Annotated in this window: 20 protein-coding genes, 1 other RNA gene and 1 other annotated feature; of the genes, 3 read left to right on the forward strand and 18 right to left on the reverse strand. The window is 49.2% G+C overall.

Annotation, left to right across the window (positions count from 1 at the left end):
- Window positions 1–9 precede the first annotated feature (9 nt).
- The 11 genes from greA to SIC45_RS10375 form a co-directional block, all read right to left on the reverse strand.
- Window positions 10–486: a transcription elongation factor GreA gene (gene greA / locus SIC45_RS10325; RefSeq protein WP_298788016.1), complete on the reverse strand. Its 477-nt coding sequence runs from the start codon at window positions 484–486 to the stop codon at window positions 10–12.
- Between the two features lie 60 nt (window positions 487–546).
- Entirely contained in the window at window positions 547–1,218 is a 672-nt protein-coding gene (locus SIC45_RS10330) for an O-methyltransferase (RefSeq protein WP_319632095.1), read from the reverse strand.
- A 20-nt stretch (window positions 1,219–1,238) separates the two neighbouring features.
- Entirely contained in the window at window positions 1,239–2,339 is a 1,101-nt protein-coding gene (gene mltG, locus SIC45_RS10335) for an endolytic transglycosylase MltG (protein WP_319632096.1), read from the reverse strand.
- A gap of 110 nt (window positions 2,340–2,449) precedes the next feature.
- Window positions 2,450–2,740: a DUF1292 domain-containing protein gene (locus tag SIC45_RS10340; RefSeq protein ID WP_091611995.1), complete on the reverse strand. Its 291-nt coding sequence runs from the start codon at window positions 2,738–2,740 to the stop codon at window positions 2,450–2,452.
- Window positions 2,741–2,757: 17 nt separating this feature from the next.
- Complete coding sequence (ruvX, locus tag SIC45_RS10345) at window positions 2,758–3,183, reverse strand: Holliday junction resolvase RuvX (protein WP_319632097.1); 426 nt, start codon at window positions 3,181–3,183, stop codon at window positions 2,758–2,760.
- Window positions 3,180–3,449 carry an IreB family regulatory phosphoprotein gene (locus SIC45_RS10350; RefSeq protein WP_298788196.1) on the reverse strand — a complete coding sequence of 90 codons (270 nt, stop codon included), beginning with the start codon at window positions 3,447–3,449 and terminating at the stop codon, window positions 3,180–3,182. The genes ruvX and SIC45_RS10350 overlap by 4 nt, the downstream gene beginning before the upstream one ends.
- 138 nt (window positions 3,450–3,587) lie before the next feature.
- Window positions 3,588–6,230, reverse strand: coding sequence for an alanine--tRNA ligase (gene alaS / locus SIC45_RS10355; protein WP_319632098.1), 2,643 nt, complete (start codon window positions 6,228–6,230; stop codon window positions 3,588–3,590).
- Between the two features lie 305 nt (window positions 6,231–6,535).
- A complete protein-coding gene (locus SIC45_RS10360) occupies window positions 6,536–8,830 on the reverse strand; it encodes an ATP-dependent RecD-like DNA helicase (RefSeq protein WP_319632099.1) in 2,295 nt (764 codons plus the stop codon).
- Window positions 8,831–8,839: 9 nt separating this feature from the next.
- Window positions 8,840–9,502, reverse strand: coding sequence for a tetratricopeptide repeat protein (locus tag SIC45_RS10365; RefSeq protein ID WP_319632100.1), 663 nt, complete (start codon window positions 9,500–9,502; stop codon window positions 8,840–8,842).
- Between the two features lie 100 nt (window positions 9,503–9,602).
- Window positions 9,603–10,700, reverse strand: a complete 1,098-nt coding sequence (mnmA, locus tag SIC45_RS10370; protein ID WP_319632101.1) for a tRNA 2-thiouridine(34) synthase MnmA — start codon at window positions 10,698–10,700, stop codon at window positions 9,603–9,605.
- Complete coding sequence (locus SIC45_RS10375; protein WP_319632102.1) at window positions 10,697–11,851, reverse strand: cysteine desulfurase family protein; 1,155 nt, start codon at window positions 11,849–11,851, stop codon at window positions 10,697–10,699. The genes mnmA and SIC45_RS10375 overlap by 4 nt, the downstream gene beginning before the upstream one ends.
- A 161-nt stretch (window positions 11,852–12,012) precedes the next feature.
- On the opposite strand from SIC45_RS10375, the gene SIC45_RS10380 reads away from it, so the two are divergent.
- Window positions 12,013–12,612 carry a hypothetical protein gene (locus SIC45_RS10380; RefSeq protein ID WP_298788038.1) on the forward strand — a complete coding sequence of 200 codons (600 nt, stop codon included), beginning with the start codon at window positions 12,013–12,015 and terminating at the stop codon, window positions 12,610–12,612.
- 129 nt (window positions 12,613–12,741) lie between these two features.
- Here SIC45_RS10380 and cymR read toward each other — a convergent pair whose 3' ends face one another.
- Window positions 12,742–13,161, reverse strand: a complete 420-nt coding sequence (gene cymR, locus SIC45_RS10385) for a cysteine metabolism transcriptional regulator CymR (RefSeq protein WP_027847299.1) — start codon at window positions 13,159–13,161, stop codon at window positions 12,742–12,744.
- Between the two features lie 220 nt (window positions 13,162–13,381).
- On the opposite strand from cymR, the gene SIC45_RS10390 reads away from it, so the two are divergent.
- Window positions 13,382–14,665 carry a replication-associated recombination protein A gene (locus SIC45_RS10390; protein WP_319632103.1) on the forward strand — a complete coding sequence of 428 codons (1,284 nt, stop codon included), beginning with the start codon at window positions 13,382–13,384 and terminating at the stop codon, window positions 14,663–14,665.
- Window positions 14,666–14,737: 72 nt separating this feature from the next.
- Here SIC45_RS10390 and SIC45_RS10395 read toward each other — a convergent pair whose 3' ends face one another.
- A complete protein-coding gene (locus tag SIC45_RS10395) occupies window positions 14,738–16,921 on the reverse strand; it encodes an ATP-binding protein (RefSeq protein WP_319632104.1) in 2,184 nt (727 codons plus the stop codon).
- Between the two features lie 122 nt (window positions 16,922–17,043).
- Window positions 17,044–17,226, reverse strand: a non-coding RNA gene (gene ssrS / locus SIC45_RS10400) — 6S RNA.
- Window positions 17,227–17,323: 97 nt separating this feature from the next.
- Here ssrS and SIC45_RS10405 point away from each other — a divergent pair.
- Entirely contained in the window at window positions 17,324–17,620 is a 297-nt protein-coding gene (locus SIC45_RS10405; protein WP_298788047.1) for a hypothetical protein, read from the forward strand.
- A gap of 4 nt (window positions 17,621–17,624) precedes the next feature.
- Here SIC45_RS10405 and aspS read toward each other — a convergent pair whose 3' ends face one another.
- The 4 genes from aspS to SIC45_RS10425 form a co-directional block, all read right to left on the reverse strand.
- Entirely contained in the window at window positions 17,625–19,412 is a 1,788-nt protein-coding gene (gene aspS, locus SIC45_RS10410) for an aspartate--tRNA ligase (protein WP_319632105.1), read from the reverse strand.
- Window positions 19,409–20,692 (reverse strand): histidine--tRNA ligase, encoded by a 1,284-nt coding sequence (hisS, locus tag SIC45_RS10415; RefSeq protein ID WP_319632106.1) that lies wholly within the window; start codon window positions 20,690–20,692, stop codon window positions 19,409–19,411. The genes aspS and hisS overlap by 4 nt, the downstream gene beginning before the upstream one ends.
- Before the next feature lie 60 nt (window positions 20,693–20,752).
- Window positions 20,753–20,978, reverse strand: a binding site (T-box leader).
- A 43-nt stretch (window positions 20,979–21,021) separates the two neighbouring features.
- Window positions 21,022–21,480: a D-aminoacyl-tRNA deacylase gene (gene dtd / locus SIC45_RS10420; RefSeq protein ID WP_298788053.1), complete on the reverse strand. Its 459-nt coding sequence runs from the start codon at window positions 21,478–21,480 to the stop codon at window positions 21,022–21,024.
- Window positions 21,481–21,510: 30 nt separating this feature from the next.
- Entirely contained in the window at window positions 21,511–23,691 is a 2,181-nt protein-coding gene (locus tag SIC45_RS10425) for a bifunctional (p)ppGpp synthetase/guanosine-3',5'-bis(diphosphate) 3'-pyrophosphohydrolase (RefSeq protein WP_319632107.1), read from the reverse strand.
- Window positions 23,692–23,804 lie beyond the last annotated feature (113 nt).

Raw genomic sequence — 23,804 nt, forward strand, 5'->3', positions numbered from 1 at the left:
GGCAGACTTCTAGGCTATTTCAATAATCTCGACTTCAATGTCTCCGCCTGGTGTCGAAACCGTTACCTGTTCACCAATCTGGCGTCCGAGCAGGCTCTGGGCCATCGGTGAATCGTTGGATATTTTTCCTTCAAGCGGATCAGACTCTGCGCTTCCAACGATCGTATAGCTTTCTTCATCACCGTTTGGCAGTTCTTTAAACCGTACTGACTTTCCGAGCGACACCACGGAGTTATTACTTGTGTCTTCTTCAATGATGGCAGCATTTTTCAGCATCTGTTCAATCTGGCTTACTCGTCCTTCGACAAAGGCCTGCTCATCTTTGGCAGCATCGTACTCCGAATTCTCGGACAAATCGCCAAAGCTTCTGGCAATTTTTATACGCTCTACGACTTCCTGCCGTCGCTCAGTTTTTAAATATTCCAATTCCTCTTCCAGCTTCTTTCTGCCTTCTTCTGTCATAAAATGCTGCTTTTCTTCTGGCATATTTTCACTCCTCTATTCAATATAAAAATGTATCATATTTTGGCTCACTTTTATAGTATTTTACGTTATACTACCGGGCGCTTCCGGAAGACGGGCGCTGACCGCCACCCCGTCACCAACCGGAAAAATGTTGGTGCGAAAGTCTTTTCTTTCCATCAGCCAGCGGTTGTACGCACGTATTTTTTTCACCATCGGCTGTAATCGTCCAGGAATATCCGCTTCATGGTCAGCGACCAAACCCCGGAACAATACGTTATCACTAATAATGATCCCTTCCGGGGCCAGCAGCTGCTCACACAATTGAAAATACTGCTGATACTGTCCTTTGGAAGCGTCTATAAATACTGCGTCAAATGCCGTTTTGTCTGCAAATTCCTCCTGCAGGTTTAAAGCATCTCCAAGGACAAATGTAGTCTGCTCCTTCCACGGGCTTTTAGCCCGGTAGTATGCTGCACGCCTGTAGCGTTCTTCGTCTTTTTCCACCGACACTATGGAGGTCCCGGGCAGGGCGGATGCCATCCGTAAAGCAGAATAACCGATGGCCGTGCCAATCTCCAGAACCGATACCGGCTTTTTTAATTGGAGAATTTCGATCATGAATTGCAGTGCCTCTTCGTCCATAACCGGTATACGGTCACGTTCTGCTTCTTTGATCATTTCATCAAACCACGGCGGCGGCCCGATACCCAGCTCTTTCCGGTATTCATTAAAATGATTGTTTATGTCCGGCATTTTTTCGCCTGCTTTCCTGGCTATTGATTCTCCCATTCACTTTCATACTTTCTCTGGGTAAGCATATGCTGCTCATACGTTTCGTTATAAATAACTTCCCCGTTCGGGCGGGCATAAAAATATAATGCCTCTGTATTTTCAGGGTTCAAAGCTGCCTCAATTGACTGTACTCCCGGACTTGCAATCGGCCCTGGCGGCAGGCCCCTGTTTCGGTATGTGTTGTACGGCGAAGTTACCTTCAGATCATTGAAGGAAGTACGAAGCCTGTGTTCGCCCAGAGCATATGCCACCGTAGGATCCATCTCAAGACGCATATTTTTTTCAAGCCGGTTTTCGATTACTCCGGCAATCGGCGCACGGTCCTCTGCCCGTGCCGCCTCCCGTTCTACAATGGAAGCGATGGTCCATATTTCACGGGCGGTCCAGGGACTGTTGGTGATTTGATTTGAAAATTCTACCATAGTTTCATTTGTTCGTTCAATCATATCCTTCAATACTGTCTCAGGATCCGGGGGCTCACCGAAGTATTCATACGTCTGTGGGGCTAAATAACCCTCCAGTGTATAGCGCACGCCATTTTCGTTTTTGGCTTCCCGAATAAATGAATAGGATTCACTTAAAGAACGAATGAACGCTTCATCTGTGGCTGTTTCCAAAAACTTTTCTTCTGAAAAATCAGCGTTCTTTGCACTGAGTCGTGCTATCTGCTCCAAAGACCTTCCCTCCGGAATAGTGATGGAGGCAACCGGTTCCTGTGCCTGCTGCCCGGCTTCAAGCGTACGGGCAATTTCCCCGGCACTCATCGAAGCAGATAATCGGTATGTACCGGCTTTCAGGCTGTCCGGCCGTAAGTAACTGAAATATTGAAAAACACTGGCATTTTTGATCAGCTGCTGCTTTTCCAGCTTCTCAGCTGCTGCTTCCGTGGAAGTGCCCTGTTCAATAATGACAGTCTGTTTTTCCCTGTTATTTTCTGCTGCCGGAAAAAGCATATACAGCACATATATGAGAGCTGCCGCGACACTCATCAGAAATATAGTCCCCAGGAAATAAAATGCCGCCTTCCGTTTTTTCTTAGTAGAGCTGCGGCGCCCGGAGTGTGAATATATGAGCGTTTTCATGAATGGATGTTCTCCTCTTAACCTGCGGGCTCAGCTGCACGGCAGGCATAATGATAAAGAAAAACACCGGAAGAAGATCCGGTGTGCTTCCTTTACGGTTAGAACAAGTTCTACTCCATTTCGTTAGCACTGTAAGTGTTCACCATTTCTTCGACCATTTCCCATTCTTCGTCAGACTCGATTGGGAAAAGGTTTATATCGGACTCGTCCCCTTCGCCTTCTTCCTCGTAGCGGAAAGCAAAAACCTCCACTTCGTCATTGTCGGCTTCGCTTGACGGAACCACTACAATGTAGGACTGCTCGCTCTCATCTGCGTCAAATGTAAACAGGATGTCAAATAAATGTTCATTGCCGTCCTCATCAGGTATGACAATTCTTTCTTTTTCTTCTTCTTCGGCCATTTTATTTCACCTCTTTACTATAAGTTTGATTGATGATCCAAATAACTCTGCAGAATCATCACAGCTGCCATTTTATCCACAACTTTTTTTCGCTTTTTTCTGCTGACATCTGCTTGTAATAGTGTGCGTTCTGCCGCCTTCGTTGTCAATCGCTCATCATACATGGCCACCGGCAGCGAGGAAAATTCTTCAAGGTTTTCTGCGAATGCCTGACACTCTTTTCCCCTGCCCCCAATCGTGCCATCCATATTTTTGGGAAGGCCGACCACAAGCTGCTCGATTTCATTTTCTTTAACCAGTTCAAGAATACGGGGAAAGGCCTCGTCCGGCTCAGTCGTTTTTAAATGAATCGTTTCTATACCCTGGGCCGTCCAGCCCAGCGCATCGGAGACGGCGATCCCGATTCTTTTCTTTCCGACATCGATGCCAAGCGCCCTTTTCACAAAGATGACTGGTGGTCCTTCAGATAGTGTCGCATTAATTCTTCAATTAATTCATCCCGCTCGAGCTGGCGGATGATCGTTCTTGCTTCTTTATGACGGGGAATATATGCTGGATCGCCTGAAAGCAAATATCCCACAATTTGATTAATTGGATTATACCCTTTTTCTTCAAGCGCTTCATACACACTGAGCAGCACTTCTTCGGCCTTTGGATCGGAAGAATCTTCCTTTCGGTTAAAACGTACGGTCCGGTCGTTCGTATCCAATTCCTCCACCTCCTCAGATGACTTTTCACGAAATGTCATTTCATAAAAAGCAGAAGGGAGGAGAAGCTCCCTTCCTATACTGTGGTAACTAATACGATTACTGTATAGACGATTATATTGTACATGAGATAGGGGCACTTAGGAAAGGGTTAAGATAAAGTTCTTCGCTTCTTCCAATGCTTCTGTAAGCTTTTCAGGCTGTTTTCCTCCTGCCTGAGCCATATCCGGGCGGCCGCCTCCGCCGCCTCCGCAAACTTCCGCTGCTTTTTTCACAATATCTCCTGCTTTGTACCGTTCAGTCAGATCTTTAGTTACTCCGGCAATAAGCTGTACTTTTTCCCCCTCCGATGTTCCAAGCACGACAATACCGCTTCCAAGCTTCTGCTTGAGTTCATCTACGGTCTGCCGCAGCGTATCCTTATCTGCTCCTGGAAGCTCTTTGGCAATAACCGGAATGCCGTTTATTTCCTCGGCCGCGTCTGCAAGATCCCCGGCTTCGAGATTACTCAGCTTCTGCGACAGCGATTCATTTTCTTTTTGGAGACTTCTAATCTGCTCCTGCAGAGCTTCTGCACGCTGCGGGATATCGTCAATGGCACGGGAGCGGACGATGCTGCCTGTTTCTTCAAGCAGCTGCATTCTGCTTTCAAAGTATTCATACGCGTACTGGCCGGTAACAGCTTCTATTCGGCGGGTGCCGGCACCAATTCCCGATTCTCCTGTAATCTTGAACACTCCGACTTCGGAGGTGCTGCCGACATGACAGCCGCCGCACAGTTCAATACTGTAGTCGCCGATCTGTACTACGCGAACTCTTTCCCCGTATTTTTCCCCAAACAACGCAGTGGCGCCCATCTGCTTCGCTTCATTGATTCCTTTTTCTTCAATCAGAACCGACACATTGCCCCACACTTTTTCGTTTACAAGATATTCGATCCGCTTTATTTCCTCTGCAGTGACCTGCCCAAAATGGGAAAAGTCAAAACGGAGGCGGTTATCTGTCACAATCGATCCTGCCTGGTTAACGTGCTCCCCGAGCACATCCTTAAGGGCCTGGTGCAGCAAATGGGTCGCCGTGTGGTTTTTAATAATGCTTCTTCTCGTATTTTCTTCGATGGATGCCCGTACATGCATCCCTTTACGAAGCGATCCTTTTTCAATTCGTACCGTATGAAGATTTTGGCCGTTCGGAGCTTTCTGCACATCTTCCACTATCGCTTCCATCCCTGCGGCTTCATTTACGATCGTGCCGCGGTCTGCCACCTGGCCGCCGCTTTCTGCATAAAACGGGGTTTTTTCCAGAATGAGCTGCACCTGCTCTCCGGCTCCGACTGTATCCACGAGTTCTTTATTGTGAATCAGCGTCTGAACGCTTGTCTCCACGTCAAAATGCTCGTAGCCGACGAAGGTGCTCTCTGTATCAATATCTGTCAAAAGCGACTCCTGAGTCTGCATCGAACCGCTGTCTTTTCTAGCCGCACGTGCCCGGCTCCGCTGGGCTTCCATTTCCACTTCGAATTCTTCATTGTCCACCGCGAACCCTTCGTCTACTACGTATTCTGCCGTTAAGTCAGGCGGGAATCCATACGTATCGTACAGGCGGAAAACATCTTTACCGGAAATGACTGTTTCTCCTTTGTTTCGGGCTCTTTCTGTTACCTGTCGCAGCATTTTCAGCCCATCGGTCAGCGTCTCATGAAAACGTTCTTCTTCAGTTTTCACTACACGTTCAATAAAGGACTGCTTTTCACGAACCTCCGGATAATAATCTTCCATGATTTCGCCCACAATGCCTATAAGCCTGTGCATGAACGGCTCCTCCTGCCCGAGCCAGCCGGCGTAACGCACCGCACGGCGGAGCAGACGGCGCAGAATGTAACCGCGCCCTTCATTGGACGGAAGGGCCCCGTCCCCGATGGAGAAGCTGACTGTCCGGACATGATCGGCAATCAGGCGAAAAGCAATATCCTGCTCTTCATTTTCTCCATACGTTCTTCCGGATACCTCTTCTACCTTTCGGATGATCGGCCGGAAAAGATCGGTATCAAAATTTGTTGGTACGTCCTGAACGAGGGTCACAAGCCGTTCAAGCCCCATGCCGGTATCAATGTTTTTCTTTGGCAGCGGAGTGTACGTATCATCGGCGTTATGATTAAACTGCGAAAATACGAGATTCCACACCTCTAAATAACGCTCGTTCTCTCCTCCAGGGTACAGCTCCGGATCCCGGGGGTCATTTCCCCAGCTGTCTCCGCGGTCATAAAAGATTTCCGTGTTCGGTCCGCTTGGCCCCTGGCCGATATCCCAGAAGTTTTCTTCGAGACGGATCACCCGTTCTTCCGGAAGGCCGATAATCTCTCTCCAATACTGGTACGCTTCGTCATCTTCCGGATGAACGGTAACCGACAGCCGGTTTTCGTCAAAGCCTATCCAGCGCTCCGACGTTAAAAATTCCCACGCCCATTCGATGGCTTCTTTTTTAAAATAATCGCCAATCGAGAAATTGCCGAGCATTTCAAAAAAGGTGTGGTGGCGCGTCGTTCTTCCAACGTTTTCAATATCGTTTGTCCGGATGGATTTCTGCGCATTCGCAAGCCGCGGATTTTCAGGAATCACCCGTCCATCGAAATATTTTTTCATCGTAGCGACCCCGCTGTTGATCCATAAAAGCGTCGGATCCTCATGCGGAACGAGCGAGGCGCTCGGCTCAATGGTATGTCCTTTTTCCTCAAAAAAGTCCAAAAAGCGCCGCCGGACTTCAGTAGATGTTAATGCTGGCATTATTGATCAGCCTCCCGTGAGTTTTTCATTTTTGTTTAAATTACATTAAAAAACCCGCCCCTGAAAACAGGGACGAGTGTGCTCGCGTTACCACCCTGGTTGCCGCATATAAAAACGGCCAACTCAGCATCCGTAACGTGGATCATCCGACAGGGTTTGCCTGCACTCCGGAGCAGCGTTCGGGCGGGTTATTCTCCGGCAGTTTCAGCCACTGCTGCCGGTCTCTGTGAGAATATATCCGCCGTACTCGTTCCATCACTGTTTTTATTATTCTGTTTCAGTTATATCGGAAACCGTATTTTCTGTCAAGCCTGCTCATCCGGATCCTCTTCCCGGTTCTTCAGGCGTTCCCGAAGATACGAATACCGTTCATTTTTTGACTCCTGCTTTACCGCATACATAAATGCTTCCTTTTCCCCGCAGAGAATTAAATAGTCCTTTGCCCGTGTTATCGCTGTATACAACAAATTACGGCGCAGCATCCGCCGGTAGGACATCAGCATCGGGACGACCACGATGGGAAATTCGCTTCCCTGCGCCTTATGAATAGAAGTACAGTAGGCAAGAGTTATTTGTTTAAGGTCCTGGCGTGTGTAGCTGACTTCCTTTTCATCAAAGGAAAAAACAATCTGCATTTCTTTATCAACAGTTTCTTTTGCTTCAAAGACAGTTTCGAGCACGCCTTTATCTCCGTTATATATCCCTTCTTCACCGTTATTTACGAGCTGTAGAACGATATCATCCTTCTGGTAAACAGCGTCGCCGAAGGTTACACTCCGCTTTTGAGGCGTCCGGGGATTAAACATTTCCTGCAGACGTTCATTTAAGGCGTGGATCCCTGCCTCCCCGCGGTACATCGGGGCAAGCACCTGAATATCCATCGGATCGTAGCCCTTCCGAATGGCGCCGGCACACGTTTTCTCCACCACATCGGCCACCTGGCCTTTCGTGCACGGGAAAAACCGCCGGTCTTCAAACGGCTGTTCAAAATCGTCCGGGAGCCCCCCTTCCTTCATCGCGTGGGCCAGCTCTACAATCGACGACTGATTGGTCTGCCTGTACACCACCGATAAGCTCACGGTCGGTATAGTACCGGCTTCAAGCAGATCTCCAAGCACCTGGCCCGGTCCTACCGAAGGGAGCTGGTCTTCATCGCCCACAAACACGACCTTCATTCCCTTCGGGACCGCCCGAATCAGCTGATTTGCAAGCCACATGTCCACCATGGACACTTCGTCGACAATCAGCAGTTCCCCTTCGAGGGGCTCGTACTCATCCTTCTCAAACAGTTCGTTCTCTCCTTCCCCGCTAAACCCGAGAAGCTTATGAATCGTCACTGCCCGCAGGCCGGTGGACTCCTTCATCCGTTTCGCCGCCCGTCCGGTCGGCGCAGCAAGCAATACAGGGAAGGGCTTCTTGCCTGAATATTCGGAAGGATCCAACGAAACATCATACAGCGACGCGTATACTTCCACGATGGCCCGGATGATCGTAGTCTTACCGGTTCCCGGCCCGCCGGTAAGAAGCATTACCGGCTCTTCCATAGCCGTATGGATCGCTTCTTTCTGCTGCTCGGCATACTCAATATCAAATTTTTCTTCCACTTTTCCGAGAGCCTGCAGCAGATCTGCCTGGGAATGTTCTTTTTCTTCTGCTTCCTCCTGCAGCTTATGCACCCTACCTGCAAACCCTTTTTCCGCAAAATACAAAGAGGCAATATACACACGATCATCGTCAATCTGCACCCGTTCTTCGTTTACAAGCTCCTGCAGGACAAGCTTCAGCTCCTGCTGATCAATGGTAACAGCAGGGTCTGCAAGCAGCTGTTCTGCGCTGTCAAGCAGCTGCTGCTTCGGAATATACACATGCCCGTCCTGCATCGTCCGTTCATACAGTTCAAACAGCACTCCCGCCTTCAGACGGCTTGGGTCATTTTTTTGGATGCCGGTATTTTCCCCGAGCCGGTCCGCTTTTGTAAACCCGACCCCGTCCACGTCCCAGACGAGCTGATAGGGATCATGCCGAATAATATCGAGCGTCCGCTCGCGGTATTGATTGTATATTTTCACGCCCAGATCGGTACCAAAGCCGTAGCGTACAAGAAGGGTCATGGCATGCTCCATGCCTTGATTTTCGAGCATAGCCGTGCGGATTTGTTTGCGCTTTTCTTCATTTAGGCCTGGGATTTTTTCAAGCGCTTCCGGACGCTCAAGCACTTCATCAATCACTTTTGCCCCAAAGCGATCAACCAGTTTTTCTGCTGTTTTTGGCCCGATATACGGGAATCGGTCGCTCGATAAGTAGTCAATTAACGCTGATCGTTCGGTCGGTATTTCCTTTTGATAAGAAATGACCTGATACTGGGTGCCAAACCGCGGATGCTGTTTAATCTCGCCGTTAAAGCGGTACCGTTCATTTGCCTCCACCGTCGGAAGAATGCCAACAATGGTCGTTGTGCTTTCATCAAAGGAGGGTATCGATTCTTTAATTTTCACTTTCGCTACGGTGTAGCCGTTTTCTTCATTCCGGAATATAACGTGCTGCACCGTGCCGAGGACGTAGGGTTCGAGCAGTTCCTGTTCATCGTGTCCGTTCTCCATAGCACAACCTCACTTTTCGCTGAGCAGCTGCTGAACCTGCTGTCTGCCGTTTTCTGCCAGTGCATGTTCAGGCTCTGCTTCAAGTGCTTTCTCGAAGAACCTGAGTGCTTCTTCCGCCCGTTCATTAAACAGAGCAGCCACTCCCAGATTGTAATGGGCATCGGCATGGTCCGGGTCCTGCTCCACCACTTTTTTAAATTCTGCTTCAGCCTGATCGACCTCCTCCTGCTGGGCGAGCGACAGCGCATAGTAATATCTGGCTTCGGCGTCTGATTCATCGAGCTCCACGGAGCGCTTGAAATTAGCAATAGCGTACGGAAGACGGTCGGACTGCAGGTAGCTCAGTCCGAGCATAAAAAACAGACTCGAGTCTTCAAGCCCCTGCTGCTGGGCTCCTTTATACATCGTAATGGCCTCGGCGTACTCCTCCCGGTTATATAGTACATTACCAGCCCCGTAATAGGCTGTTGCAGCCGTTTCATCTACTTGCAGTGCCTTGGTGAAAAAACGGATGGCTTTGTCGTCTTCCCCCGCTTCGGCAAGCAGATTACCAAAATTTATGTACGCGACAGGATCATTTGGCTCCAATTCCATCTGCTCGTTCAAAAGCCTTGCTGCTTCTTCAAACTCCCCGTTTTGTAAGTGCTCCATTGCCTGCTGATTTTTATCCATACTATCATCCTTTTCAAGTCTTCTTACTGTATTATTTCACGATCCGGGGTGATTGAAAAGCCTCCCCGGCACACTGAATAAACCAAGAAAAAGGAAAACGTTACGTTGCAACGCTTTCCTTCATCATCGCCTCTTCTATTGTTGCGCCTCCAAGGCACACATCGCCGTCGTAAAAGACAACAGCCTGTCCCGGAGTCACTGCCCGCTGCGGTTCATCAAACTCTACGAGCAGTTCTCCATTTGTTTTCTGATGCACGGTAACGCCCTGGTCCTTCTGACGGTACCGGAATTTCGCGGTGCATGAAAACGGAAAGGACTCCGGCTCATGAATCCAGTTAGGCTCAGAGGCAGTCAGCTGCTCCGAATACAATCGCCTGTGGTTGCCGCCCTGCCCGACAATCAGAACATTTCGTTCCATGTCTTTGTCCACAACAAACCACGGTTCGCCGGACCCGCCGATGCCAAGCCCCTGGCGCTGGCCGAGCGTGTAGTACATCAGCCCGTCGTGGCGGCCCTTCTCTTTTCCTTCAGGACTCTCCATGATACCCGGCTGTGCGGGAAGATACTCCTGCAGGAAATCCTTGAAGTTCCGCTCTCCTATAAAGCATATTCCTGTGCTGTCTTTTTTTCCAGCGGTTTCAAGGTCCCGTTCCTCCGCCATTTTCCGGACCTCGGATTTATCATACTCTCCGAGTGGAAACAGCACACGGCTCAGCTGTTCTTCGCTTAACTGGTTTAAAAAATACGTCTGGTCCTTGTTGTTATCCACTCCGCGCAGGAGGTACGTCCCGTTTTCGGTATGGTTGACGCGTGCATAGTGCCCGGTCGCGACGTAGTCTGCCCCGAGATTAAACGCGTGGTCAATAAACGCACGAAATTTTATTTCTTTATTGCACATCACGTCAGGATTCGGCGTGCGGCCGGCTTTGTATTCCTCCAGAAAGTACGTAAAGACCCGGTCCCAGTATTCCTTTTCAAAATTTACGGCGTAGTAGGGAATATCCAGTTGGTTGCATACCGCAATGACGTCCTCGTAGTCTTCAGTAGCCGTACACATTCCGGACTCATCTGTGTCGTCCCAGTTTTTCATGAAAATACCGATCACTTCATAGCCCTGCTCTTTTAATAGAGCGGCCGTAACGGAAGAGTCCACTCCCCCGGACATCCCCACAACAATTCGTGTATCTGCATTGGTCATTTCAGAGCCTCCTTTTCCTTCATTTTCCGGCTTATTTTCGCTGCCGCCTGGGCAGCGATTTTCATTTCTTCCACGGTGTTTCCGTACCCAAAGCTGAACCGGACGGATTCATAGATACGTTCGTCTTTTCCATACATTCCTTCAAGCACGTGAGATGGCTCTACAGTTCCGGCGGTGCATGCCGATCCGCTTGAGACGGAAACTCCTTCCATATCCATCTGCACAAGAAATGCTTCAAGCTGAATACCGGGGAAATATACGTTTAGAATATGCGGACTTTTTTCTGCTTCCCGGCCGTTGATCTGATACAGGCTCCCGCTACGGTCAAGTTCGGCTAAAAAAGCCTCCCTGAGCGATTCAAGCTCCTGCCGGCGTTTCTCCAGACTGTTCATTTGCAGCTCAACGGCACTGGCAAAGCCCTCGACAGCGGCCACGTTTTCCGTGCCTGCCCGGCGTCTTCTTTCCTGTTCTCCGCCTGTTAATTCCGGGCGAATTTTTGCACCCTGACGCACGAATAAACACCCAGCTCCTGCCGGCCCATTGATTTTATGGGCCGTCATGGTAGCCATTGTCACCGGTGTTTCTTTTACGTTGACCGGCAGCAGTCCATAGGACTGCACCATATCGGTATGAAAAGCAATTCCTTTTTCCGCAAGCCTTCCGGCTGCTTCATGGACAGGCTGCACCACTCCTGTTTCATTGTTTACATGCATTAATGAAACAAGTATCGTCTCCGCAGTTACTGCTTCCATAATTTTTTGCACCGGCACCACGCCCTGTTCATCAGGGCGGACGTACGTGACCTGAAAGCCTTCTCTCTCAAGCGCCTGGGCTGTGTGCAAAACAGCATGGTGCTCGATGGCACTTGTCACTAGATGCTTTCCTTTTTCCTGATTCGCGTGCATAAAGCCGCGGAGGGCCAGATTGTTGCTTTCTGTACCTCCACTCGTCCATACGATTTCTTTCGGACTTGCATTTATGGATGAAGCCACTTTGCGCCGGGCCCTGTCAAGTCTTTTCCTGGCCATCCGCCCATACTCATGTACACTCGAAGGGTTTCCGGCCGGCTCTTTCATAGACTCGATCATCGTTTCAGCCACTTCTGGATGAAGCGGCGTTGTGGCTGCGTGATCTGCATATATCGCAGGCATATTCTTCTCCTCCTAATGGAGTTATTTCATATAATCGTGATAACATTATTTTTCACATTAACAAATAGGAGATTTTTTGTCTATTTCCTTGCCTGTGCTTTCATTTCCCGTGTAATATATATTTTGTTTCCTATTATTTTATGAAAGTGCGGGATGTGTGAGTGAAAAATGTTTGGATGCTCCGGCCTTTACCTAACGGCACCAACCAGCTGCATAATTTTCTGGAATATGACTTTATCGCTATTGGATATCCTATCGGCAAATCCTTGAACGGGCTCAGCTACGAAAAGGTCAAAAAAGAATTGGCCCGCTTTGATATGGATGAAGGTGCCACCAACGTGTACAATTTTATTTCCCAGATGAAACTGGACGACCTTGTGATTGTTCCGGACGACAACAACCGTGACGTTTATTTCTGCACGGTTACCTCACAGTATATTTATGTACCAAACGTTGATAATCAGAAAAAGGGGCTCGGCTATCCCCATCAGAAGACCGTCAGCTGGTTTTTTAATAAAGAGCCGCTCAACCGTAATGATTTCAGTAAAGAGCTGCAGGCCTCCCTGCGCTCGCCAAAAACTATTACAGACTTAACCCATCACCTGGACGTGCTGAATGAAATCATCTTTGATGTAGCGTTTATCAGCGGCGGCGTGCTGAAGGGCAAAGCGATTGAAACGGTCAGGGAGCTGCTTGAAGAGCATCAAACAGTCGACACAAGGCTCCGGGCAGCCGAGCTTGCACTTAAATATGATCTTTAACCCCGGCGCAAGCATTTTATTTTGCAATGAAGACCATGTGATAGCATTTTGTGAAAAACACCATTATAAAAATCTCCATGCCCTTATGCAGCATGGAGATTTCGCATATATGCGCCCGAGCTTCAGGGCTTAGATGTAAAACATATAATTTTCCTGTTCTTCGTCACCCTGATACTCCGCCAGATAATCAAGGGTAGTACTATCGAGTACATCCTTCACGGCATCCCGGATTTTCAGCCACAAGTCCCGTTTAGCCGGCTCTTCGTCATCGAGGACTTCGACCGGGCTGATCGGGCCTTCAAGGACACGGATAATATCTCCCGCTGTAATGTCAGCCGGTTCTTTGGAAAGCATATAGCCGCCGTAGGCCCCCCTTACGCTTTTCACGAGGCTCGCGTTTCGAAGCGGAGCAATCAACTGCTCCAAATAATGCTCGGAAAGGTTATGGTCCCGTGCAATTGATTTTAAGGACGTGGGGCCGCTTCCATGCTTTCTCGCGAGCGCCATCATAATCGTCAATCCGTATCTGCCTTTAGTTGAAATTTTCAATGCCGTCATCCCTTCCTGTCAGGCCTGTCATTACCTGTTACGTCTTCAATGATCCCGCTGATTGATTAGTTGCTTTGTCACCTGGCTGCCCTTTTCTAATGCTGATAAAAACAGTTGGAATTAATGCTAGTATATCATACCTGCAGTACGCTGTTCATCCTCATAAATGAGAAAACATGATACAATTTCAACATGAAACGTATATGAAAGGAGAAACTCTATGTCATCCAAACAGCCTCTTGCCTACCGGATGCGTCCTGGCTCTATCGAAGAAGTCGCCGGCCAGGAGCATATTCTCGGGGAAGGCAAAATGATTGCGCGTATGGTGGAAACAAAAAAGCTTTCCTCCATGATTTTGTATGGCCCCCCGGGCACTGGAAAAACATCGATTGCTTCTGCCATCGCAGGAAGTACAGACATTGCCTTTAAAAAAATGAACGCCGTTATGAACAATAAAAAAGACATGGAACTCGCCGTTCAGGAAGCCAAAATGTCCGATCAGCTTATTGTCATTATGGATGAAGTGCACCGGCTCGATAAAACGAAACAGGATTTTCTGCTTCCCTACCTTGAGAGTGGGCTGATCATTATGATTGGCGCTACTACTGCCAATCCCTATCATGCTATTAACCCCGCGATACGCAGCCGCACACATATATTTGAGGTGCTGCCGCTTTCCATACCGGAAATGAAACAGCTGATCGAACGCAGCCTCCATGATCCGCAGAATGGGATGGGCGCGTACCGGACGGAAATAACCGGGGAGGCACATACACATCTGGCCGAAGCGGGCGGAGGCGATGTGCGTGCTGCGCTTAATGCGCTTGAGCTTGCCGTACTAAGTACGAAGCCGGATGACGACGGCATCATCCGCATTACTAAGAGTGTCGCTGAGGAATGCATTCAACAGAAGCGTTTCACTCATGATAAAGACGGCGATCACCATTACGATGTGCTCTCCGCCTTCCAAAAATCTATTCGGGGCAGTGATCCTGACGCCGCGCTGCATTACCTGGCCCGTTTAATTGAAGCAGGGGACTTAGTCAGCATCGGCCGCCGGCTTATCGTCACCGCCTATGAGGATATCGGGCTGGCAAGCCCCCAGGCAGCACCAAGAGCCCTGGCTGCTGTTGAAGCCGCCGAACGGCTGGGCTTCCCTGAAGGAAGAATCCCGCTCGCAGATGCCGTCATAGAGCTCTGCCTCTCCCCAAAATCAAACAGCGCCTACAAAGCGCTTGATGCCGCCCGGGAGGCGATGCTGAAGGCAGGCACGCCGTCTATCCCCTCCCACCTCCGGGATTCGCATTACAAAGGGGCAGAAGCCCTCGGCCGCGGCAGCGAATACGAGTACCCGCACAACGACGAACGGGGGTGGGTTTCCCAGCAGTACCTGCCGGACAAGCTCAAAAACGAGCAGTACTACGAACCAAAAAGCAACAGCAAATTTGAAAAAGCCCTGGCGGACGTGTACCGCCAGATCAAACCAGCCAAGAAGAAAACGTAAGCCGCCGGCGATGCTTCCAGTGTCTGTCGAGACATTGTTTACGCAAAAAAGACGCCTTAAGTGAAGGCGCCTTTAATTTGCGTTTTGACTGTCACTGCTTATCGATTCCCCGGCCAGCTGCGCCGGCAGACGCACATTGAATTCGGTTCCGCTGCCAGGAGTGGAATCCACCTCCAGCGTGCCCTTAAAATCCTCCACAATCTGAAACACGGTCATCAGCCCGAGACCGGTTCCATTTGATTTGGTGGTATAAAAAGGGTTTCCGATCTTCTGCAGCTGCTCTTCACTCATACCGCTTCCCGTATCCTTTATTTTCACTTCAAAATACGGTTCCCCGGTCCAGTGCATGGATGTTTCCACCCGCAGCACGCCTCCCTCCGGCATTGCCTCCAGGCCATTTTTGATCAGGTTCACAAACACCTGGGATAATTTCTTGCGATCCCCGATTATTTCCGGAAGATCACCAAAATTCGTGTAAATGAACGTTTTGTTTTTCACAGCCTGCTGACTGTACAATTCAAGCAGTTCCTCAAGCAGACTGTTCACCTGAATACCGTGTTCATCCCCGGAGCCGGTAGGTCTGGCAAGACCCAGCAAATCCTCCACAATGCTGTTCATCCGGTCAATTTCGTTAAGCACTAAATCGTAATGCTGAATGTCCTTTTCCTTCTTCGCCGACTGGCGGAACAGCTGCACAAATCCTTTTATGGTCGTGAGCGGATTCCTGATTTCATGCGCAAATCCTGCAGACAGCTGTCCGACCATTTTCAGCTTTTCGCTCCGGACAAGCTCATTTTCCATGTCCTTCTTTTCTGTAATATCGTTAAATATAAGTACAATGCCCTCAGAGGACTTCTGAGCATCCACGGGAGGAAGAATTGTCATATTCACCAGAAAGGTCCGGTTTTTTTCGTTGATTGGCACTTCGATTTCCTTCATCTCAAGCTGCATGTCGTTCAGGCGGTGTTCTTCTATTTCACGGGCAAAATTCCGGAAATCTTCAGATTTTTCCATTACCTGCTGCACGGAGTGACCAAGTGCGTCTTTCCGGTCGAGTCCAAACAGTTTTTCACACGTGGCATTAAACGTGGTGATATTCGTAAAATCCCTGGAGACAGCTATTACTCCATTATCTGTCGTTTCCAGAATCATCGTGGACTGGCGGTGTCCCCGCTCCCGCTCTTCAAGCTGCTCTGACATATGGTTAAATGTATTAGTCAGCACATCCACTTCTTCGTAGGCATTCGTCTGCAGCGGAAATACCTTTTTGCCTATAGCAAAACGGCTTGTCGCTTCTGCAAGGCGCTCGACAGGATGCACAATGTATTTGGACAGCTTAAAAACGGCAAACACCGTAATAATTAAAACAACGCTGAAAACAAACAGGTAGCTGTAGACGAGCTGCCGGAGATTCGCATAAAATCCGCTTTTTGGCACTGTATAGCCTACGTACCATTCATTTGCCAGACTCCCTACGTTCTCCACCGGGGTGATTACGGAAACATCGTTTCCGTGCTCGATCAGCTGCTCCTCCTGCCCGGCGATCAGTTCCTCAATAGAATTCTCTTCCATCCCCTGCTCTTCAAGAAAGCTTTCCTCGAGCACGTAGCCCGAGTTGGGATAGGCAATGTATTCTCCTTCATTATTAACCACAAAGGCCTGGCCGGAAAAACGTTCATGCTCGCCCATTTTATTCAGGCGCTGCCAGAGCACCTCCCATAGCGCATTTTCATTAATGGAGGGAGAAATCACCGCTGTCACTCTGCCTGCATCATTTTCAACCGGTGCTGCCAGAGGAATGATTGGCTGCTTTAAAATGGGATCTATAAACGCTTCTTCAAGCGTTGGATTCCCCTCCCGTGCCTTCTGGTACCATACGCGGTCGGAGACGTTTTTGCCTATCACTTCATCCCGGGTGGACGTAACAATATCTCCATTTGTATCTATGTAAACAATTCCCATATATAAATTTTCTGCTTCCACCATTTGCTCGAGTTCGTTTCGTATGTCGGAAGGCGCTGCGTTCTCATCCTGCAGAACAGGATTCATTGTCATCATGTCCAGGTCATTCATTCGTTCCGATAAAACGCTCTCCATCGTCAATGACAGATTATTGGACAGCGAAAATAAAGAACCCTCAAGCTGGGATTCCATTTCTGAACGCTGCGATTCGAACAAAACCACTCCAAAAATCAGCAGTGGGAGCGCTGTTATGATTAAGGTGATTACCAGAAGCTTAGAGCGGAGTTTTCTCAATGTATGTTCACCTGCGTTTCTCTTACTGCCGTGACGATCCACCCGTTTCCCGGATTCATGTAAAAAACCTCCGGTGCACTGTTCACGCGCCGGAGGATTCATAACAATTTGGATAAAACAGGAAGAGTCCCAATGTGCCGTCAAACGAACTTGTTTTTGAACCTGCTCATGGCAGGTGGGTGCCTTGCTTGTTCGTTCATACTTCCTCAAGCATTGAGGCTTGTACTCCAGAACAAGACGACAGGCTCCCAATGTGAAAGTGTTGGCTCAAAACGATCAGTGCTTCACGAACACCTCAGGACTCTTCACATTGTTTGATTATATATTAGCACTTTCGTATAATTCGGTCAAGAACGTTACTACAACATTCCAAGGTGCACAGAGCCTTAAAAGGAGCAGATGATGACAGAAACACTAGCCAGGCTTAATGCCACGTATACGGAACAGGTGATTGAGGATTTCCAGAAAAAACGGGTTCCTGTGGAAGTCCCTCTTTGTTTAAAAGAAGATCACATCGCCTACGGCCATGATCAAAAGATCTCTTATCCTCTCAAGGAAGTGCTCGACGTTTCCTACCGCTATGAACCTGGAAAAATAGGCTTTCTTTATATTCATACGATCCAGGGCATCCGTACCTTTCAGATCAACTCAGACCCCGGTCGGTTTGTCGATCAGTTTCATCAGCTTGACCATTTATAGCTTTTTATTCGTCTTCATCCTCTTTTTCAGACACATCGAGCTTAAGATGCAGTTCATCAAGCTGTCTGCTGCTTACTTTCCCAGGCGCCTGCGTTAATGGATCGGTGGCACTCGCCGTTTTCGGGAAGGCGATCGTATCTCTCAGATTATTTCTGCCTGCGAGGATCATCACGATCCGGTCAAGACCAAACGCGATGCCGCCGTGTGGCGGTGCCCCGTAATCAAATGCCTCCATAAGAAAATCGAACTGTTCCTTCGCCTCTTCCTTATTAAACCCAAGTGCTGTAAACATTCTTTCCTGAAGATCTTTTTCATAAATACGCTGCGATCCTCCGCCAATTTCATAGCCATTCAACACGAGGTCGTACGCCTCTGCTCTGATATCTTCCGGATTTGTTTCAAGCAGGTGGGCGTCTTCCTCCACCGGCCGTGTAAATGGGTGGTGCATCGCTACATACCGGTCATCGTCCTTGTTATACTCCATCAGCGGAAATTCTGTAACCCACAGGAAATTAAACGTGCTGCGGTCAATCATGTCGAGCTCTTTTCCGAATTTCAGGCGCAGGGCGCCAAGAGAATCCCAGACCACCTGGTGACTGTCTGCTCCAAAGAACAGCAGATCCTCTGCTTCTGCTCCCATCGCTTCGCGGAGCGCTGCTGTTTCCTCATCGCTTAAGAACTTCGCGACCGGACCTTTGAGTTCATTTTCCTCTACCTTCAGCCAGGCAAGCCCTTTCGCTCCGTAAGCAGCCACAAATTCTGCCAGATCGTCAATTTCCTTCCGCGACATCTGGTTAGCCACGCCTTTGACATTCAGTCCTTTAATGATGCCTCCTGAGGCTGCAGCGTTTTTGAATACTTTAAAATCACTGTCCTTTAAAACCTCGGTCAGCTCCACGAGCTCCATGCCAAATCTGGTTTCGGGCTTGTCGGAGCCGTAGCGGTTCATCGCTTCATAATACGTCATACGGGGAAACGGTGTTTCAATGTCGACCCCGCGCGTTTCCTTCAACAGCCCGGCCATCATTGTTTCCATCATGGAGAAGAGGTCCTCTGTGTCCAGAAAGGCCGTCTCAATGTCCACCTGGGTGAATTCCGGCTGCCGGTCGGCCCGCAGGTCCTCATCCCGGAAGCAGCGAACAATCTGGTAATAACGCTCAAATCCCGAAACCATCAGAAGCTGTTTAAACAGCTGCGGGGACTGCGGCAGAGCATAAAACTCCCCGGGATGGACCCGGCTTGGCACCAGATAGTCTCTCGCTCCTTCAGGCGTGCTTTTGGTGAGCATCGGCGTTTCCATATCGAAAAAGTCACGGTCATCGAGAAAACGGCGGATAAACTTCGTTGTCTGGTGACGGAGCTTGAACGTCTCCTGCATATCCGGGCGCCGGAGATCAAGGTAGCGGTATCGGAGCCTTACGTCCTCAGATACATTAGTATCTGCTTCAATTTGAAACGGCAGCGGTTTTGAGGCATTCATAATTGAAAGCTTATCGACACGGACTTCCACCTTTCCGGTCGGAATTTTTTCATTGTACGTTTCTTCATCGCGCTGTACGACAATTCCTTCTACGTCAAGCACGTATTCGCTGCGAACCCTTTCCGCTGCATTCAGTGCTTCCTGGGACTGTTCCGGAGTCGCTACCACCTGTACGATCCCTGAACGGTCCCTGAGATCAATAAAGACCACCTGGCCTAAATCCCGGCGGGTCTGGGCCCAGCCCTTCAATCTTACTTTTTCGCCTATCAGCGCCTCCTGAATCTCTCCGCAATGATGCGTCCGTCCTATCATTGTTTCTTCCTCCTTGTACGTTCCTGCATAATAGTAATAAATGCCGACAGTGGCACTTCTTCCTGCTCGCCTGTCTGCATATTTTTAATGTTAACTGCTTCTGCTTCCAGCTCATCGTCACCGATAACGACGGTGAAGGTACTGTTTGTACGGTCTGCTGCTTTAAACTGGGCTTTTGTTTTACGGTCCATGTAATCCTTATCGGCTTTAACGCCTGCCCTCCGGAGCTCATGCACCAGGGAAACGGAGCGTTTTTTGGCTTCCTCCCCCATGGCCACAATATAGCAGTCCAGGTTTTTCTCTGCCGGAAGCTCAACGTTCTGAGTATTGAGTGCCATCAAAAGCCGCTCAATACTAAGCGCAAAGCCGATGCCAGGCGTGTCCGGGCCGCCAATGTCCTCAATCAGCCCATTGTAGCGGCCGCCGCCCATAAGCGTTGTAATCGCGCCAAAGCCTTCTCCTTCAATCATAATTTCGAAGGCGGTATGCGTATAATAATCCAGCCCGCGTACAAGATTCGCATCCACCTCGTAAGGGATACCCATTTCATCAAGCATTGTTTTAACCTGGTTAAAATACCTGCTTGACTCTTCATTTAAGTGATCCAGAATAGAAGGCGCATCCGCCATCAGCGGGTGGTCTTTATCCTTTTTGCAGTCGAGGATCCGAAGCGGGTTGGTGTGCAGGCGCTCCTGACAGTCACTGCAGAACTCTCCGATACGGGGCTCAAAATGAGAGACAAGCGCCGCGCGGTGAGCTATCCGGCTCTCCTTGTCCCCGAGGCTGTTGACAACCAGCTTAAGGCCCTTGAGATTCATTTCTTCATAAAACTGCATGGCAAGTCCGATAACCTCTGCGTCAATCGCAGGATCTGCGCTCCCAATCGCTTCCACGCCGAATTGGACAAACTGCCTCATGCGTCCGGACTGGGGGCGCTCATAGCGAAACATCGGTCCGGTGTAATACAGCTTCACCGGCTGACCGGCCCAGCCGTACATTTTGTTTTCCACATAGGAGCGCACGATGGATGCCGTATTTTCCGGACGGAGCGTGAGCTGCCTTCCGCCTTTGTCTTCGAACGTATACATTTCTTTTTGCACAATATCAGTGGAATCCCCCACTCCACGTGCAAACAGCTCGGTTTGTTCAAAAATAGGGGTTCTTATTTCACTGTAGTTGAACCGGCTGCAGATATCGTCTATTTTTTGTTCAATAAACTGCCACTTTTCCGATTCGCCCGGAAGTATATCCTGGGTACCTCTTGGAATTCGATAAGCCATGCTCGTTCCTCCCTTTATCTATTCAGTCATTCCACATAAAAAAACCGACCCTCATGAATCATGAGGGACGGTTGATCCGCGTTGCCACCCTAATTGAAACGACACTCGTTTCCACTTCATACCTGTAACGAAGGCGGACGTTTATTCCTACCAGCTGCCCGGCAGCATTCGAAATAAAACCTACAAAGTGTCTTTCAACAGGGGAGAAAGAGAAGGACTTCCAGCCTCGGGTCCTTCTTCTCTGGCAGTCTGCCGCGCTGTCTACTTTCTTTATCATCGGATTTAGCTGTTCTTCTGTAAAACAATCTTACGAATCTTCCCGGGGATTGTCAACCATTTCCCTGGCTTTTCGGGGAATCCAGTATGAGCGTCACCGGTCCGTCATTCGTAAGAGATATATCCATATCCGCACCAAACACTCCGGTTTCCACGTGAACGCTTTGTTCTGCGAGAAGTTCGTTAAACTGGAGGTAATACGCTTTGGCCTGCTCCGGCGGTGCCGCCTCCATAAAGTTCGGCCGGCGCCCTTTCTGCGTATTGCCGTAAAGCGTGAACTGAGGAATAGATAACACGCGGCCACCCACATCGAGCACAGACCGGTTCATTTTCCCCGCTTCATCCTCAAACACGCGGAGATTGCTCACCTTCTCTGCCATCCACGCCAGGTCCTTTTCCGTATCTTCTCCGTGAATGCCTACAAAAAGCACCAGTCCTGAAGATATTTCTCCTGTTACTTCATCCCCGACGCGGCACGCCGCCTCCTTGCTTCTCTGCAGTACCACTTTCACGCTGAACGACCCTTTCTCTTCTGCAAATCGTTAATGCATCACCCGCCGCACGGAATAAATGTCAGGGAGCCCCTTAATTTTATCCACGACTCGGCGCAGATGATCAGTATTGCTGATATTTACGGTTACATGAATAATAGCCATTTTGTTCTTATCTGCCTTGCCGCTGACAGCACTCATGTTGGTTTTCGTTTCAGTAACCGCCTGCAGCACAGCGTTTAAAAGCCCGCGCCGGTCATAGCCGGTCACTTCAATATCCACATTGTAGTTTTTCGATTTCTCAGCCGCGCCTTCCCATTCCACAGACAATAGACGCGGTTCCGAATCCTCGTTTTTAATATTTGGACAGTCACTCCGGTGCACGGATACGCCCCGGCCCTTCGTAATAAAGCCTACGATTTCATCACCAGGGACTGGGTTACAGCACCGGGACAACCGTACGAGCAGGTTATCGACGCCTTTGACCCTCACTCCGGCTCCGGTTTTTCTCGTCGGCGTTGTCGGCTGTACGTCTTTGACAGCTTCAGCCACAGACTTTTGCTCGGCGGCCTGTTCCTGCTCCTGGCGGGCCCGGTCGGTCAGCCTTGTGACAATCTGCTTCGGACTGACACCGTTATACCCCACTGCTGCAAACATATCTTCATCATTGGAAAAGCTGAATTTGTCGGCTGTTTCCTGACGGTTTTCTTCGTTTAATATCTCTTTTGGCTCGTAGTTTTGCGCCCGCAGCTCACGCTCCACCATTTCACGGCCTTTTTGAATATTTTCTTCACGACGTTCCTTTTTGAAGAACTGCTTAATTTTGTTTTTGGCATGAGAGCTTTTCGTCAGCTTCAGCCAATCCTGGCTTGGACCGTAGGAATGCTTGGATGTAAGCATTTCTACAATATCGCCGGTGGTCAGCTCATGGTCAAGCGGCACCATTTTACCATTTACCTTTGCCCCAATCGAGCGGTTGCCGATCTCCGTATGAATCCGATAGGCAAAATCAATCGGCACTGAGCCCCGCGGGAGCTCGATAACATCGCCCTTTGGAGTAAACACAAACACCATATCGGAAAATAAGTCGATCTTGAGCGATTCCATAAACTCCTGGGCATCCGGCGTATCGTCCTGCCATTCCAGAATCTCCCGGAACCAGGTGAGCTTATCTTCAAGGGACTGTTTGTTCTGTGCGTCCTTGCCTTCCTTATAGGCCCAGTGGGCTGCCACACCAAATTCAGCGATACGGTGCATTTCCCTCGAGCGGATCTGTACCTCAAGAGGCTCTCCGTTCGGTCCGATGACGGTCGTATGAAGAGACTGGTACATATTCGCCTTCGGCATGGCGATATAGTCCTTGAACCGGCCCGGCATCGGCTTCCAGCAGGTGTGAATGATTCCAAGAACAGCGTAGCAGTCCTTAATGCTGTCAACTATAATACGTACGGCCAGCAGGTCATAAATTTCATTAAACTGCTTTTTATCCTTCACCATTTTTCGGTAAATGCTGTAAATATGCTTCGGCCGCCCGTACATTTCGGCATTGATTTTCAAATCATTCACGTTTTCCTGAATGTTATCAATCACCTGGTCGATATATTCTTCCCGTTCGGCGCGCTTTTGTTTCATCAAATTCACGATACGATAATACTGCTGGGGCTCGAGATAACGGAGCGCCGTGTCCTCAAGCTCCCATTTGATTGTGGAAATACCTAATCGATGAGCAAGCGGGGCAAAAATTTCCAGTGTTTCATTAGAAATGCGGCGCTGTTTCTCCGGTGGAAGATGCTTCAGGGTCCGCATGTTGTGCAGGCGGTCTGCAAGCTTTATCAGGATCACCCGGATATCCTTGGCCATTGCGACCACCATCTTGCGGTGGTTTTCCGCCTGCTGCTGTTCCTTCGATTTGTATTTAATCTTTTTCAGCTTCGTGACACCGTCTACAAGCATAGCCACTTCGCTGTTAAATTCCCGTTCGAGGTCTTCGACGGTCACCTCTGTGTCTTCTACCACATCATGCATAAAAGCAGCCGCGATCGTATCAGGATCCAACTGCAGTTCTATGAGAATACCGGCTACCTGAATAGGGTGCAGGATGTAAGGCTCGCCTGACTTCCGGTATTGCTCCTGATGGGCTTTTTCTGCATAATGATAAGCTTTATCCAAAAAAGCGACATTCGCTTCGGATAAATAAACGCCCGCTTTTTCCATTACTTCATCAATCGTCATGGAATCACCCTTATTCGCCTTTCCACCTTATAATAGATACACGGTATATCTACCGGACATAAATATCTGAATATGAAGAAATATAACGCTAATTGGCTCTAATTTCAAGCCTC

This window comes from Marinococcus sp. PL1-022, from assembly GCF_033845285.1.
Lineage (GTDB): Bacteria > Bacillota > Bacilli > Bacillales > Marinococcaceae > Marinococcus.